Source organism: Limnobacter sp. G6BE5S, assembly GCF_058448965.1.
Map to the genome: position 1 here is coordinate 184,421 of NZ_JBZFLM010000008.1, position 15,594 is coordinate 200,014.

The 15,594-nt window shown below is 54.0% G+C and carries 14 protein-coding genes; 5 read left to right on the top strand and 9 right to left on the bottom strand.

The window, feature by feature from the left end:
* Nucleotide 1: 1 nt before the first annotated feature.
* The gene (locus ACVL1J_RS14985; RefSeq protein WP_341237086.1) at nucleotides 2-1,159 is read right to left on the bottom strand and encodes a YbfB/YjiJ family MFS transporter; all 1,158 of its coding nucleotides are present in this window, start codon (nucleotides 1,157-1,159) and stop codon (nucleotides 2-4) included.
* A gap of 156 nt (nucleotides 1,160-1,315) precedes the next feature.
* Between ACVL1J_RS14985 and ACVL1J_RS14990 the strand changes: the two genes are divergently transcribed.
* Entirely contained in the window at nucleotides 1,316-1,918 is a 603-nt protein-coding gene (locus ACVL1J_RS14990; protein WP_341237085.1) for a LysE family translocator, read from the top strand.
* Between the two features lie 4 nt (nucleotides 1,919-1,922).
* Here ACVL1J_RS14990 and ACVL1J_RS14995 read toward each other — a convergent pair whose 3' ends face one another.
* The 4 genes from ACVL1J_RS14995 to ACVL1J_RS15010 all read right to left on the bottom strand — a co-directional run bounded on the left by ACVL1J_RS14995 (nucleotide 1,923) and on the right by ACVL1J_RS15010 (nucleotide 5,915).
* Nucleotides 1,923-3,077, bottom strand: a complete 1,155-nt coding sequence (locus ACVL1J_RS14995; RefSeq protein WP_341237084.1) for a fatty acid desaturase family protein — start codon at nucleotides 3,075-3,077, stop codon at nucleotides 1,923-1,925.
* 13 nt (nucleotides 3,078-3,090) lie between these two features.
* Nucleotides 3,091-4,221, bottom strand: a complete 1,131-nt coding sequence (locus ACVL1J_RS15000) for a ferredoxin reductase (protein WP_341237083.1) — start codon at nucleotides 4,219-4,221, stop codon at nucleotides 3,091-3,093.
* A gap of 94 nt (nucleotides 4,222-4,315) precedes the next feature.
* Nucleotides 4,316-5,485, bottom strand: a complete 1,170-nt coding sequence (locus ACVL1J_RS15005; protein WP_341237082.1) for a hydroxymethylglutaryl-CoA reductase — start codon at nucleotides 5,483-5,485, stop codon at nucleotides 4,316-4,318.
* Between the two features lie 13 nt (nucleotides 5,486-5,498).
* Nucleotides 5,499-5,915, bottom strand: a complete 417-nt coding sequence (locus tag ACVL1J_RS15010) for a hypothetical protein (RefSeq protein ID WP_341237081.1) — start codon at nucleotides 5,913-5,915, stop codon at nucleotides 5,499-5,501.
* Nucleotides 5,916-6,090: 175 nt separating this feature from the next.
* Between ACVL1J_RS15010 and ACVL1J_RS15015 the strand changes: the two genes are divergently transcribed.
* From ACVL1J_RS15015 to ACVL1J_RS15030, 4 genes are all read left to right on the top strand, one after another.
* Entirely contained in the window at nucleotides 6,091-6,738 is a 648-nt protein-coding gene (locus ACVL1J_RS15015; protein WP_159568511.1) for a CerR family C-terminal domain-containing protein, read from the top strand.
* Nucleotides 6,735-7,847 carry an efflux RND transporter periplasmic adaptor subunit gene (locus tag ACVL1J_RS15020; protein ID WP_341237080.1) on the top strand — a complete coding sequence of 371 codons (1,113 nt, stop codon included), beginning with the start codon at nucleotides 6,735-6,737 and terminating at the stop codon, nucleotides 7,845-7,847. Before ACVL1J_RS15015 ends, ACVL1J_RS15020 begins: the two co-directional genes overlap by 4 nt.
* Nucleotides 7,844-10,954 carry an efflux RND transporter permease subunit gene (locus ACVL1J_RS15025; RefSeq protein WP_341237079.1) on the top strand — a complete coding sequence of 1,037 codons (3,111 nt, stop codon included), beginning with the start codon at nucleotides 7,844-7,846 and terminating at the stop codon, nucleotides 10,952-10,954. Before ACVL1J_RS15020 ends, ACVL1J_RS15025 begins: the two co-directional genes overlap by 4 nt.
* Before the next feature lie 151 nt (nucleotides 10,955-11,105).
* Entirely contained in the window at nucleotides 11,106-12,404 is a 1,299-nt protein-coding gene (locus ACVL1J_RS15030) for a GDSL-type esterase/lipase family protein (RefSeq protein WP_341237078.1), read from the top strand.
* Here ACVL1J_RS15030 and ACVL1J_RS15035 read toward each other — a convergent pair.
* The 4 genes from ACVL1J_RS15035 to ppnP all read right to left on the bottom strand — a co-directional run bounded on the left by ACVL1J_RS15035 (nucleotide 12,401) and on the right by ppnP (nucleotide 15,479).
* Nucleotides 12,401-13,723, bottom strand: a complete 1,323-nt coding sequence (locus ACVL1J_RS15035) for an NADH:flavin oxidoreductase/NADH oxidase family protein (protein WP_341237077.1) — start codon at nucleotides 13,721-13,723, stop codon at nucleotides 12,401-12,403. The two genes, ACVL1J_RS15030 and ACVL1J_RS15035, sit on opposite strands and share 4 nt — an antisense overlap.
* 3 nt (nucleotides 13,724-13,726) lie before the next feature.
* Nucleotides 13,727-14,383, bottom strand: a complete 657-nt coding sequence (locus ACVL1J_RS15040; protein WP_341237076.1) for a DUF6989 domain-containing protein — start codon at nucleotides 14,381-14,383, stop codon at nucleotides 13,727-13,729.
* A complete protein-coding gene (locus tag ACVL1J_RS15045; protein WP_159568517.1) occupies nucleotides 14,380-15,015 on the bottom strand; it encodes a TetR/AcrR family transcriptional regulator in 636 nt (211 codons plus the stop codon). The genes ACVL1J_RS15040 and ACVL1J_RS15045 overlap by 4 nt, the downstream gene beginning before the upstream one ends.
* Nucleotides 15,016-15,167: 152 nt before the next feature.
* Nucleotides 15,168-15,479: a pyrimidine/purine nucleoside phosphorylase gene (gene ppnP, locus ACVL1J_RS15050; RefSeq protein ID WP_159568519.1), complete on the bottom strand. Its 312-nt coding sequence runs from the start codon at nucleotides 15,477-15,479 to the stop codon at nucleotides 15,168-15,170.
* Nucleotides 15,480-15,594: the final 115 nt, after the last annotated feature.

Below are 15,594 nucleotides of genomic sequence, written 5' to 3' on the forward strand. Positions count from 1 at the left end.
TTTAAACCTCGCTTTGCTTTTTCAGTTGCCACACCATGAACACACCGGCCACCATCAATGCCGCCGCCAGGTACAGCGAACCCCGGTAGGTGCCGGTGCGCTCGGCGATGATTCCGGCCAAAGCGGGTGCGGCAATTTGCGACACGCCATAACTCAATGTCATGCGTGCCATGGCCTTGCTGGGGTTGGCCGGAAATTGCCGGCCCGCAATGCTCAAGGTCAAATTCACGATGCCTGCAAAGGTGCCGCCAAACAGCACGGCGCTGACCATGTTGGCCCAGTAGCCGTCGATAAAACCAGCCATGAGAATCGAAATAATTTGCAAAATGTAGGCAAGTACCAGCGCTTCGAACACGCCGGTTACTCGCGCAACCCGATCCCAAAAGAAAGAGGATGGAATTGCGGCCAGCCCCACCACAACCCAAACCCACGGGCCTTTGCCCTGTAGTTCGGGCAGGGTTTCTGCAATGGCCACAATGAAGGTGGCGCTGATCACATAGCCAAACCCTGCGCAAAAGTAGGCGCCCAACATCAACCGCATCCACTTGGCGCTGGGTGGTGGAACATCGGCCACCTGGGCTTCAGTGCTGCCTGCTTTGGCGGGTTGGGGCATCCAGATCCATGCCGGTACAAAAAACAGCACCCCCACCACACCCAATACCCACCACTGTTGGTCCCAGGCCAGGTGGTCGACCATGGCCATCACCGCCAGGCCAGACAACACCAGGCCCATACCCGCCCCGGCAAAGTGCAGGCCCAACTCGGTTTTCAGGTTCTGGCGGGCCAGCCAGTTCATGATCAAACCCGATGCGATCAACATGCCTGCCGTGCTGGACACGCCAGAAATAAAACGCAGAAACATCCACATGTTCACATCGGTGGTCAGGCCCATGGCAATGGTGCTGAGCACAGCCACGATCAAGCCCAAGCGGTACAGCAGGTATTTGTAAGTCAGGTTGCTGAGGGTGGAGGCCAACAATGCGCCGCTGATGTAGCCAATGTAGTTCACCGTGGCCAGCCAGCCGCCATCAAAGGCGCTTAAACCCGCCTGTTCTCGCATGATGGGAAGCAGGGGCGTGTAGGAAAAGCGTGCCAAACCCACGGTCAGAATAAGGGAGCAAATGCCTGCAGCAATGACTTGCCAGCGTTCTAATTTCATGGGGGCCACCCGCACAGAATTCCGGTTTCAAAAGCAGTACAGATTTTTTTAAATTTAATCTGTACTGCACATTATTTGATTATCCTGAATCTGTACTGAAATTGCAAAAGTTCTTACAGTGAGTGTTCCATTTTTACTCCACGAGAGGAGTTCGCCATGCAGCACTTTCAAGCAATCGCCTTGTTTGCGTTTTTAAGCATCATTACGCCCGGGCCCAACAACCTCATGATCATGACAAGCAGCATGAATTTTGGTGTTCGAAAAAGCCTGCCCCATTTCTTCGGCATCATCGTGGGCTTCCCTTTGATGCTGCTGGCCATGGGCCTGGGTTTGAATGCGGTGTTTGAAAGCCTGCCGTGGTTTCACACGGTGCTGTTGGTGTTTAGCCTGTTGATGATGGTGTATTTGGCGTGGCGAATTGCCAGCTTTTCACCGGCTGCAGATTCACTGAAGCCAGGTTCCAAGCCCTTGAGCTTTGTGAATGCTGTGCTGTTTCAGTGGGTTAATCCCAAGGCCTGGTTCATGGCGACCGCTGCTGTGGCCTTGTTCCCTGCCAGTTCAAACGCACCCTTGCTGGATGTGCTCACTGTTGCCTTGATCATGGCCAGTGTGGGTATGGTGTGTGTGGGAGTGTGGCTGGTGTTGGGCGCACGCCTGCGAACATTCATCAACAGCCCTGCGCGCCTGAAGTGGTTCAATGGAACCATGGCTGCCAGCTTGGTGCTGTTTTTTGCATACAGCACCGCGCAGGCCGTGTAATTGATCAGGGCAAAGACAAACGCCAAATGTTCCACGTGGTGGTGCCGAACTGCCGCGTGAAGCTGCCCTTGTTGTAGGGCAATCCGTATCGCGCCGCCATGGCCTGTACCCGGGGTGACATTTCCGCATAGCGGTTGGCAGGAATGTCGGGGAACAGGTGGTGCTCAATTTGGTGGCTCAGGTTGCCCGACAAAATATGGAATAGCTTGCCGCCTGTGATGTTGCAACTGCCCAGCAACTGGCGCACATACCAGGCCGCGCGCGTTTCGCCTTCCACTTCTTCTTTGGTAAAGTGGTGTACACCCGCCGGAAAGTGGCCACAGAAAATAATCACATTCGACCAAATATTGCGAATGCCATTGGCAATCAGGTTGGCGATCACGGTGAAGCCTGTTGCAGCCAGCGCAATGTTCACAATGTCAAAGCCAAAGTAAATCGTGAATGGCAGGGTAACGGCCGCACCCAGCAAAGGCCAGCACACATAGTCTTTGAGCAATTGGTGGCGCACCTTCCAGCCAATACGTTTGAGCATCGGAATAATTTCCCTGAAACTTTTTTTGCCCGCCAGCAGCTTGTCCGCTTCCAGATCGTGCAAGGCCACGCCCCACTGGAACATCATCATAAGAATGAAGTTAATCACCGGGTTGAACAGGTACTTGGCATGCCAGCGCTGGTCGTCGGTTACACGCAGCACGCCGTAGCCTATATCGGGGTCTTTGCCGTGTACATTGGTCCACGTGTGGTGCACCACATTGTGGCTGTGCTTCCATTGGTCAGAAGGGCAGACGTTGTCCCATTCCCAGGTGTTGGATTGAATATTGGGGTCGCGCATCCAGTCGAACTGGGCATGCATGATGTTGTGCCCCAGCTCCATGTTCTCAATGCTTTTTGAAACCCCCAGCATGATCGCACCCAGCAGCAGCACTGCCCAGAATTGTGGCCAGCCCGTGAAGGTCCAGTCGCTCATGGGCAGCAGGAAAAAGCTGAGAAACACAACAATGCGCCCGGTCAGCATCAGTGTGCGCTGCCACTTGATCACTGAAAGAATGTAGGCGCGGTCTTTGCTACCCAGTGAGTCTGCAATTTCATTGCGTATGGCGTCCATTTCGCGACCGAATTCTTCAATGTCGCTGGCGCTCAAATGTTTTGGCATGCCCATGTGTGTCTCCTGCTTACACTTCGATTTCTGCGTCGCCCACGGCAGCGCACACGCAAATCTGAATCACTTGCCCGGTTTCGTTAATCAGTGCGTTGGTGCGCAAGTCGCGTACACAACCACTGGCCAGCTTCACGTCGCAGCCATGGCAAATACCCATGCGGCAACCATGCTCCGGGTTCAAGCCGGAATCTTCGGCCAGGCGAAGCAGGTTGGTTTCACCGTCTGAATTCGCGTTCACATTGCTGTTCAGGAATTTCACAACCCCGGTTTTTACCTCGGTTGGGACACCAGCCAACTGCGCACGAAAACGCTCGGTGTGTACCTGACGGCTTAGCCCTTCGGCTTCGTACAGCTGCTCGATAGAATCCAGCATGGTCTGCGGGCCGCAGGCGTACACATCGCGTTTGCGCCAGTCCGGGCAAAGCTGTTCCAGTTGTTCTTTCGAAAAGTGCGGGCGCTTGCCAGTGATTTCCTCTGGCTTTTGACCCGGTTCACGGGTGTGCACCAGGTTTAACTTGTACAGCTTTTGTCGATCTGCAACTTCTTTCAGTTCACGCCCAAAAATCACATCGTAGGTGTGGGGCGCATAGTGAATGTGCACGGTGTTGGGCATGCGTTCTTGCAGTACCAGGCTGCGCAGCATGCTCATAATCGGCGTAATGCCACTGCCTGCAGTAATGAATAGTGGCAGCACGGGTTGCGCATCGGGCAGGTAAAAATCGCCTTGTGGCACGCCAATCGGCACATAATCGCCCACTTTCAGTTTGCGCACCAAGTGGTGCGACATGCGGCCGTTGTCGATGGCTTTCACGGTGATCGTGAAGCAGCCGTCGTTGCGCTCTGGTGCGGAGCTGATGGAATAGGTTCGTGTGAAGTGTTGGCCGCCAATGGGCACGCCAATTCGCAAATGCTGGCCGGGGCGGTGGCTTCGCCAGTTCAGCCCGGGGCGCAGCGTAATGGTGCGTGAATCGGAGGTTTCGTCCCACACCGCTTCAACCCGGGCCTGTAAAGCATGTGTGCTCCACAGCGGGTTGACCAGTTCAATGTAATGGGAAGTTCGAAGGGGGAATGCAAAGGCGTCAGAGACTTTCGTCACGAGGCCAGTGATCTGTTTGAATAACGTGGGTCCTGCCTGAGCCTGCATTCTGTCTCCTCGTTTTTGTATTGTAAAACGAGTGTGCACTGAAACACATTGCAAGTCATTCCGCACTGCACCAGCAGTCGGTGTTTTTCTGACCTTAGCGATTTCTGCCGTAAGCGTCGTGCGACGAAACCCACTCATCGGCCAGTATGGCCGACAACAAAGACAAATCGCCCGCAATCACTGTAGCACCCACGATCTCCGCCAGTTTTCGTGCTTTGCCTGTGCCCTCGCAGCCCAGCATTTTCAGGCATTCAGATTGTGTGGCCAACCCAGTTCCGCCGCCTTTTGTTGCACAAATTACGGAAGGCAATGTGACAGAAAAATACAAATCCCCATCGGCTGTAATATCCATGAACACCATGCCGGTGTGGCTTTCCACCACATTGGCCTCGTCTTGCCCGGTGGCAATGAACAGGGCTGCAATGCCATTGGCCGAGTGGGGGCCACTGTAGGCACTGCCCGCAAGTTGAGCACCAATGGCGCTGCGCTGGCGTTGCTTGAAAATCGTTTCAGGCGTGGTGCGGGCCAGGCGTTGCAGCACTTCACGCTGAATGGTGGCTTCTGCGATTACCCGTTTACCCCGGCTGTGCAACAAATTCATGTGGGAATGTTTTTTGTCAGTTTCTATCGCGCCGCTCAGCGCAAAGTAACTGATTGCTTCTGGTGAGTTTTTCAAAATCCACTGGCAGGCAGCGTGGGTGGCCTTGCCACACATGTTTTGCCCGGCTGCGTCGCCCGTGGTGTAGTTAAAACGTGTGTACACCATGCGGGCCACTTGCCAGGTTTGAATGTGTTCAAGTTTGCCAAAGCCTGTGGTTTTCTCTGCCTCGGCTTTCACGGTGAGCAGGTTTTCATTGATCCAATTTAAAAATCGTTTTGCAGCCCGCGCATCTTCAAATTCAAACAAGGGTGCGCGCTGCATGAATTCCTCAGCCACTGTTACTTTCACACCGCCCGATTCACTCACCATGCGCATACCACGGCTGTAGCTGGCCACCAGCGTCCCCTCCGTTGTCGCCATGGGCACGTAAAACCAGCCTTGCGCATGTTCGCCGTTGATCAGCACTGGCCCTGCAACACCCACCGGCATTTGCACCACACCAATAAAATTCTCGGTGTTGCTTTTCAGGCTTTCAGGGGGAAGGGAATAGGTGCCAGTGTGTTGCAGCGTGGCACCGGTTTGCTGCGTTAAAAACTCGCGGCGGGCCTTGGCAGCGTCTTCGGAATAATTGTCGTCAAATCGTGGAATGGGTGTGCGGGTCATCAGTGGTTTGCCTTTATTTGCGCTTGGATTTCGTGGTGCGTGTTACTGCTGCAATCGATTCCTCGTAACCACTCACCAGTTTGCCAATGTTTTCCAGTTTGGCCTTGAGCACATCGAGTTCCATTTGCGTGCGGTCCAGCTTCATGGTCAGGTGGGCATTGTCTTTTTCCAGACCCACCATGGCCTTGCTCAGCTCCCGGTTTTCCTGTTCCAGTTCTTTGTTGGCCTGGTACATTTTCAGCAGGTTGGCCTGCAGGCCTTTTACCTTGTCTTGAACGCCGTCCACAGTTTGCTTAATGCCACTTTCAAACTGGTTGACCTGCTCAACCACTGCATTGATCAAATTCCCGGCAGGAAGACTGGACGCCCTTTTTTGAGCCACTGATTTCAGTTTTCGCAGCGCGTTGCCGCCTTTTTGTGCCACACCCATGTTGTGTCTCCAGATTATTGTTTTTTGAATTTGCCATCAAAGAGTATCAAGATTATGGAATTTGGTGGTGCAGAACCTTTCAATCCGGACAAACCGCCCTGTTCCGTTTGCTGTTTGATCGTTCGTTTGATATATTTTTAAATCAATCGATTGAATTAATTTTCCGGATTTTCCCATGCTTCAAGACACGCAGCAGTCGGCACGGCAAAAGCTGGTGCTGGCCGCACTCGCCACCTTCGCAGAGAAAGGCTATGAAGGTGCCTCGACACGCGAAATCGCTGAGAAAGCAGGTGCCAATATTTCCTCCATCCGCTATTACTTTGGCGACAAAGCGGGCCTGTACCGGGCCGCTTACACTGAGCCTTTGTGTGGCACACCGTTTGAGCAGGTCATTCCCGACCTGAACAGCACCGATGTGGACAAGGCGCTAAGGCAGCTTTTCAGGGATTTTCTGGAACCCCTGAAACACGGTGAAACCTTACGCCTGGTGATGAAATTGCATTTCCGGGAAATGATTGAACCCACAGGTGCCTGGGAGCATGAAATTGATGCGGAAATCAAGCCGCAGCACATGGCCTTGGTGAACATGCTGACCGCGTATTTTGGCTTGAACAAGCCCGACCTGGATATTCAGCGCCTGGCCTTCGCCATGATGGGCATGGCTGTGAATTTCTATGTGGCACAAGACGTGGTGGATGTGGTTTGTCCAAAGCTGATGGGCAGTGCACGAGCAATTGACACCTTGAGTGAACGCCTGGCTGGGTACGCCCGCGCCATGCTCGACAGTGAAAGCAAACGACGCAAACAGGATTGCAGCAAATGAAAATGTCTACGGTTTCGAAGAAATACCCGGCTGCCTTGTTGGTGCTTACTGTGTTGCTCAGCGCTTGTTCGTCGGGCACAGGGGAAGCCGAGACTGGCGCAGGCTCAGAAACGGAAGTTCCCGGCAAAGCCAGCTTGTCGGTTGAACTGGCTGCGGTGGAGGAAAAAGTCATTCCGCTGAAAATGTCGGTGAACGGCAGCCTGGCTGCCTGGCAAGAGGCCATCATTGCATCGCAACTGAATGGTGTGCGCATTGACTCGCTTCGCGTCGAAGTGGGCGACAAGGTCAAGAAAGGCCAAACCCTGGCGGTGTTCGACCAACAAACCGTGAATGCCGATTTGGCACAGGCCCGTGCGGGTGTGGCCGAAGCGCAGGCGCTGTTTGATCAGGCCAAACTGAATGCAGACATGATTCGCAACATCACCGACCAAGGCGCAGTGAGCGCGCAAGAACGCAATCAGATTCTGGCCGCTGAAAAATCGGCCCAGGCCCGTTTGTTGTCCGCCAGGGCTTTGCAAACCCAACAGGAAATTCGCTTGCGCAACACCACTGTCACTGCGCTCGACGATGGCGTGATTAGCGCCCGAACCGCCACGCTGGGCGCAGTGCCCGCACCGGGGCAAGAGTTGTTCAGGCTGGTGCGCCAGCAACGCCTGGAATGGCAGGCTGAGGTCACTGATTCTGAATTGGCTCGAATTACCGACGGCATGGCGGTGACCGTGTTCAACAATGATCAAGCCTTGAAAGGCAAAGTGCGCACCATCAGCCCGGTGATCAATGCGCAATCGCGCACGGGCATGGTGTATGTCGATGTGCCCGGCGCCTATGCCAAAGGCCTGAAACCCGGTATGTACCTGCGCGGTGAATTTGATCTGGGCGGGCAAACCGCCACGGTAATACCTCAAACAGCCGTCATTGAACGCGACGGGTTTACCTATGCCTTCACGCTGGACGAAGCCAGCAGCAAAGTGCAGCGCATCAAGTTGCGGGTGAACAAAGCACAAGGCGAATTCATCGAAGTGCTGGAAGGTTTGAAGCCGGGCGACAAAGTGGTGAAAGGCGGTGTGGCCTTTCTGGCGCATGGCGACTTGGTGAAGGTGGTTCAGTGAACGTTTCGACCTGGTCCATTAAAAATCCCATTCCTGCGGTGATGCTGTTTTTCCTGCTCACCGTGATGGGCCTGTACAGCTTTTCCAGCATGAAAATTCAGCAGTTTCCAGATATTGAACTGCCCACGGTGCTGGTCACAGCAAGCTTGCCCGGCGCATCGCCTTCACAGCTTGAAAACGATGTGGCCCGTAAAATTGAAAACTCGCTGGCCACACTGCAACAACTCAAACACATTTACACCAAGATTCAAGACGGCATTGTCAGCATCACAGTTGAATTCAATCTGGAAAAAGACACACAGGAAGCGGTCGACGATGTGCGTTCCGCGGTGTCGCGTGTGCGTGCAGATTTGCCAACTGATTTGCGTGATCCGGTGGTCAACAAACTGGAGTTAAGCGGCGCACCCGTGCTGGCCTACACCATTGCATCCACAGCGTTTGATGAAGAAGGTTTGTCCTGGTACGTCGACGACACCATTACCAAAACCCTGTTGAATGTGAAGGGTGTGGGCGCGGTAAGCCGGGTGGGTGGCGTGACGCGTGAAGTGGTGGTTGAGCTTGATCCCCTGAAAATGCAGGCCTTGGGCGTGAGTGCACTGGATGTGTCGCGCCAATTGCGCAATACCCAACTGGAAACGGCCGGTGGCCGGGCCGACTTGGGTGTGGGCGAACAACCTTTGCGCACCATTGCCACTGTGGACAATGCGAACCAGTTGAAAGAAATTTCGATTGTGCTTAGCAATGGTCGCCGGGTTCAATTGCCTGAAATTGCCACCATCAAAGACACCATTGCAGACCGGCGATCGGCGGCCTTGCTCAATGGTCAAGACGTGGTGGGTTTCGAGATTACCCGCAGCAAGGGTGCCAGCGAAGTAGAGGTGGGGCAGGGCGTTGAAAAAGCGCTCGCCGACCTGAAGGCGCAGCGACCCGATTTGACCATTGTTGAAGCCTTCAATTTTGTTGAGCCAGTGAAAGAAGATTTCAACAGCTCCATGAAAATGCTCTACGAGGGCGCGTTCCTGGCGGTGGTCGTGGTGTGGTTTTTCCTGCGCGACTGGCGTGCCACGTTTGTTTCAGCAGTGGCCTTGCCGCTATCAATTATTCCTGCATTCGCTGGCATGTATTACCTGGGTTTCAGTTTGAATGTGGTTTCGCTGTTGGCCATGTCGCTGGTGGTCGGTATTTTGGTGGACGACGCCATTGTGGAAGTGGAAAACATTGTTCGCCACTTGCGCATGGGAAAAAGTCCGCTGGATGCGGCCCGTGAGGCGGCCGATGAAATTGGCCTGGCCGTGATCGCCACCACATTCACCTTGATTGCCGTCTTCTTGCCCACCGCATTCATGAGTGGCATAGCCGGTAAATTTTTCAAGCAGTTTGGCTGGACAGCTGCTTTGGCTGTGTTTGCCTCGCTGGTGGTTGCACGCATGTTAACGCCCATGATGGCAGCCTACATGTTGAAATCAAAAGGCGAGGAGCATGAGAAGAATGAGCCCGGCAAACTGATGCGCCGCTACCTGGGCTGGGTACGCTGGGCGTTGGCTCACCGGCTTGTTACCTGCATTGCAGCCGGTGCGTTTTTCATCGGTTCGGTCATGTTGATTCCCTTGTTGCCCACCGGTTTCATTCCGCCCGATGATTTGTCGCAAACCCAGGTTTACATTGAACTGCAACCCGGCAGCACTTACGAGCAAACCCGCAAGGCTGCGGAAAAAGCGCGTGAACTGATCAGCAAGGTGGAATATGTCCGCAGCGTTTACACCACCATTGGCGGTGGTGCGGCGGGCACCGACCCCTTCATGATGACCGGGCAGGCCGAGGTGCGCAAAGCCACGCTTACAGTGCTTCTGGACCCCCGTGGTGAACGCGCTGTTCGCAAGCAGGTTACCGAAACACAAATGCGCGAGGCGCTTAGCAACCTGGCTGGCGTGCGCTACAAAGTGGGGCTGGGTGCTTCAGGCGAGAAGTATGTGTTGGTGTTGTCGGGCGAAGATGGCGAGGCACTGTCGAGAGCCGCCAGCGAGGTCGAGCGTGATTTGCGTACCATTGCGGGCTTGGGTTCAATTGCATCGAGTGCCGCACTGGTTCGCCCTGAAATCTGGATCAAACCCGACTTCGCCAAAGCCGCTGACCTGGGCGTTAGCACCGCAGCCATGGGTGAAACCTTGCGCGTGGCCACCGTGGGCGATTATGACGCCGCTTTGCCAAAACTTAACCTGCCACAACGGCAGGTACCCATTGTGGTTCGCCTGGACGACGAGGCCCGCAAGGACTTGAGCGTGCTTGAACGCTTGGCCGTTCCTTCCGCAAAACCGGGTGTGCCCAGTGTGCCTTTGAATCAGGTCGCCACTTTGGGTATGAATGCAGGTCCCTCGGTGATTGACCGTTACGACCGGGCCCGCAATGTGAACTTTGAAATTGAGTTGCAGGGTCAGCCTTTGGGCGACGTGACTGCGGCGGTTCAACAACTGCCCAGCATTAAAAACCTGCCGCCGGGTGTTGCCCAGCGAAACATTGGCGATGCCGAAGTGATGGAAGAACTCTTCGCCAGTTTTGGCCTGGCCATGCTCACCGGGGTGTTGTGTATTTTCGTGGTGCTGGTGTTGTTGTTCAAAGATTTTTTACAACCCGTTACCATTCTTGCCGCATTGCCACTCAGTTTGGGTGGTGCATTTGTTGGTTTGTTAATGGCTGGAAAAAGTTTTTCGATGCCCTCGCTGATTGGTTTGATCATGCTGATGGGCATTGCCACCAAAAATTCGATTTTGCTGGTGGAGTACGCCATTATGGCGCGCAATGAAAAAGGAATGAGCCGCCTTGATGCGGTGGTGGATGCCTGCCACAAACGGGCACGTCCAATCATTATGACCACCATTGCCATGGCCGCAGGCATGCTGCCCATTGCAATTGGCACGGGCGACGCTGACACCAGCTTCCGAAGCCCCATGGCCATAGCGGTCATCGGCGGCTTGATGACCTCCACTTTCTTGAGCCTCTTGGTGATTCCCGTGGTGTACACCCTGATGGATGATTTCGAGCATGGCATGAAGAATTTTTATCAAAAATTCGGTTCAATCTTTAAGCAGTCTGGAGCACGCAAAACATGACAGCAGCAGATCGGTGCACAACGCAGACCCACTTCGAACCTGAGCGTAAAACCCCTTAGGTAGATTTCTGCTGCGGCTATCCACTAATGCGGGAATACATCCAGCAGAGCATCCTCTGAAGTATTAGAAATATAACTTCAGGGGACATGTTTTGAACCGCCATAAACTACAACAATTTCTTTGGCCGCTGCTTCTGTTGGCAGTGGCTGCCTGTTCTTCGGAATCGGATGGTACCTCCGCCGGTACTTCTGGCACCAACACGCAGGCCTCGGGGTTGGCGTGCAACAGCAATGCCAATGCAGCCGATGGAGCACGCTGGATGTCGGCTTGGGGCGTTACTCATGTAACCGGTACTGCACCTTTGGACACCACAGTGCGAAACATTGCGCGGGTTACAGCCAGTGGCAACGCCATTCGGGTTCGATTCATTAACCTGAGCGATCAACCCATGCAAATCGGTGCGGCAGCAGTGGGCATGCGTGAGGGGGCAACGGGTGCCAACCTGAAATTGAATACCAGCAAGGCAATCACCTTCAATTGTGGGCAAACCAGTGCAACCATTCCACCGCAAACCGAGTCGTTTTACAGCGATCCAATTCAGTTCAAAGTCAACAACCAAGACGACTTGGCGGTGAGTTTGTATGTGAAAGGCGCGGACAACCCTGGTGAGTTTGGTGCCACATGGATTGAGTCTTACAAATTGCCTGATGGATCGGGCAACCAAACGCTCGAGGATTCAGGCGCAGGTTACGGCCTGATTGACGACAGCCGCTTTTCAACGCCCCCAGGCTTGCCACTCCTCTGCAATGGTTGCACGGTGTATGCGCTTCGTGACATTGAGGTGCTGACGAAAGATGCCAAGGGCGCCATGGTGTTTTTGGGCAGTTCCAGTTTTCATGGTTTTAACACCACCCAGAATGGTTTCAAGCGAGTGGGCGATTTGCTGTCGGTTCGCATGTTGAACGAAATCCCGGTTGGCCAACGCGACACCATTGTGAACCGTGGCATTGGCGGCGACACACTGCAAAACGCCAGTGCAACAAGGCTTGAGCGGGATGTGTTTGATACCGCGGGTGTAAGCTCGGTGGTGGTGTGGGTGACCAACGATTTGTCGAGCCGAAGTGCTGATGAAATTATTGCCAATTACCAGGAGCTGATTGCGAAAGCCCATGCCAAAGGCATCAATGTATATTGCCCCACCTGGATTCCCGGTGCGCAATCGTTTCAGGCCAATTTGAGCGGCGAGCGCGCCAAGCTGAACGACTGGATTCTGAACAGTGGCGAATGCGATGGGGTTGCCGATTACAATGCAGAAGTGGAAGCCCCTGGCGGCCTGACTTTCTTGCCGCAATACAACAGTGGAGATTCCATTCACTCCAACGATGCAGGCCATGCCTTGTGGGCGGCGGCCACACCATTGGGTGAATGGGTCAAAAAGACGAAGCCTTAAGATTTGGCGCGTTTAACTTTAAATGCGGTGGTCCATTCGTTGTACAAGTATTTGAAAAAGGCACCGATCAGGGTCATGGAAGGTTTTGCTTCCAGCCCATCGGCCAGCCGGAATATTTGTTGGTAGTACCAGGCTTGCGCACCCAGCACATTGATTAATTTCAGCGGCAGCACCGGGCTGACTGGCGAAAATATACCTTTGTCAGTCAGTTTCAGCATGTTCTCGAAATTCGCCGCGCGATCAATTTTTCTGTTCATCAATTGCTTGGGCGTGTCCGGGTGTGTGCACAGCGGGCGACCCAGCCCGATCACATCGCAAACACCATCATTCAATGCTTCTTCCATGGCTTCGCGGCTTCGGAACCCGCCTGTCACCATCAAGGGCATGGTAGCCACTTCGCGAATTGCTTTTGCATAATTCAGAAAATAGGCTTCGCGTTTTTTGGTGCTTTCGCGCTGTGTGGGTTGCTCGTCTTTCACTGAATCAGCCGCCCCTGTGTGGCCCAGCAAACGCGGTTGCTCGTAGGTGCCGCCTGAAATTTCAAGCAGATCGATTTTCTCGTCGTTTAACCACTTCACCACCTGCAAACATTCCTCATTGGAAAATCCACCTTTGCGGAAGTCATCGGAATTCAGCTTCACCGCAACCGGGAAAGCAGGGCCCACTGAATTACGCACGGCGCGCACCGCTTCCAGCAAAAAGCGCGCGCGGTTTTCCAGGCTACCGCCCCATTGGTCAGTGCGTTTGTTGGTAATGGGCGAAAGAAATGACGACAGCAAATAGCCGTGTGCGCCATGCACCTGCACACCAGTAAATCCAGCTTCTTTTGCAATGCGGGCCACACGCGCAAAACGCTGTATCAGATCCAGAATTTCATCTTCACGCAGTGCCCGTGGTGGTGCGTAGTTGCCCAGCAACTCCAGTTGAACTTCAGACGGAGCCACCGGTTTCGTGGTGACGTAGCGTGGCGATTGCCGCCCGGCATGGGAAATTTGCATCCACAACTGGTTGCCGTTGCTGGTGCCTGCCTTGGCCCATGCACGCAGTGCGTCCATGCCTTCAGGGTCGCCATGTTCAGGGGCAGGGTCAATGGACACATTGCCGGGTCGTTCCAGAATATTCCGGTCAATCAACACATTGCCGGTAATCAAAATACCAGCACCACCTTCTGCCCAACGCTTGTACAAGGTGGCATGTCGTTCGGTGGCTTGAAGCCTGGCATTGGCCACACCCTCGGTCATGGCGGCTTTGCACAAGCGGTTTTGAATGACTACGCCGCATGGCAGTGTGAAGGGTTGTTTCAGTTCAATCGAGTTCATGGTTTAGCCAATCCAAAGCAGTGAAAGTGACAGGGCACCTGCATAAAAAACAGCCAGGGCCAGTGCGCCAGTAATTTGTTGAATAGTTGATTTTTTACCCAGTACATTCCACAGCCACAAGGCGCCAATCGCCAACAACATTTCAGGAATCAAAGGGTAAATTGCAAAGCCCTGCACTTGGAGAACATCTTGTGCATGCCACAGGTTCATGGGCCGGGCTGCCCATTCCCAAATCAGGAAACCACCCAGCGACAGCATGGTCACCACGGGGTAGGGTTTGCGTGTGGCCAGTGCCAGCCAGCAGACCTGCCACAGCAACATAATCCAAAGTCCCATGAAATACAGCGGCACTGCGCCGCCGAGCCGGGGAATTCCATGGTCTGGAAAAGTCAGGGTGCCCATGCGTTCAACCAGCATCCAGTCTGCGCAGGGCAGGGCGATCGACAAAGGCAATAAAAATTTCCACAAGCGCACCCATTCGCCATGACCCCGCAGTGCGCCAGCCAGGGGCAAGGCAATGTTGTAAGCCAGCGCAAACACCACCAATGCCACACCCAGTGAATTACCTGACGTATTGAGCGCAACCGGAATTGCGATTGCAAAAAATGCAGCGTGAAACACCAATGCGTCGCGCACGCCTTTCGAGTCGACCGTGGTCATTGTCTGGCAGCGCCCCGTATCAATGCGTTCAATATATTGATGATTTCCTCACTCAATGTGGGAATGTCAGGCGGGTTCTCCAACGTCAGCCATTCAGCCAGCAATTCATTGATACCACCCACCAAAGCCACGCTTACCAGGTGATAATTTCGCTTGGGCAATTCTCCCTTTTCAGCCAAATTGTTCAGGTAAGCCTCGATCAGGCCAGCCATGTCGTGAATGGCCTCACGTCTGCGAGCTTCCATTTGCGGGCTGACACCGACCACCTCCAGCACTCCCACGCGTGCATGTCGGCTGTCTTCCAGGTAGTGGTGAACCATGGCGCTTACACCAAGGGGGATTTGTTCAGACAAATTCAAGTTTGGTGCTGACATGGCCTGCAACACGCCAGCCCGCAAATCTGCGATGATGTTGTTGTACAGCGCACGCAGAATGGCTTCCCGGCTGTCAAACAGTTGGTAGAAGTGGCGTGCCGTCACCTTGGCTTCGCTGCACAAGGCTTCAATGGTGGTGCGTGCATAGCCTTGTCTTGCAAACAACTCCAGTGCTGCAGCCAGCAGGCGTTCTCTTCTTTCCTCGGCACGCTGCTCAGCGGCAACGCCCCCGTAAGCCCTTGTGGGTGTTTTGCTCATTCAGGTTTCACTTTTGACAAGATTTCTTGTCCAAATTATAGTGAGCTTGTTTCACAAAGCGCAACCACTGATAGGGTGCTTTCTTCCAAGGCACCGCCCCTGCGTCGCGCACGGGCAGTCTGGAATTCGGAAAATTTGTGTCGCCTGCCTAGTTACTTGATGTAGCTGCAGCAATAATCCACAGGCGTTTTCACTTTCAACTGAAACTTGGCATTGGCTGGTACTTCAAAAGACTGGCCGCCCTGAATGTTTTTCCAGCTTTCACCGGGCAGGCAAACATCCATGTCGCCAGCCAGAATTTCCATGATTTCTTTTTCGGCGGTGCCGAATTCATAGTCGCCGGGCAGCATCACGCCCAGGGTTTTTTTCGTGCCGTCGGCAAACAACACAGTGCGGCTGGTCACTTTGCCGTCGAAGTAAATATTGGCGGCTTTCACCACCGTCACGTTCTCGAATTGAGCCATTTGATTTCCCCTTGATTGCAAAAAATTCGGATGCTGAATGATGCCTTAATTTCGGTGAAATACAGCCCCGGGCTTGCCAGAAAGTCCTGCTTTGCTGTGCGGGCAAAGCACCCCC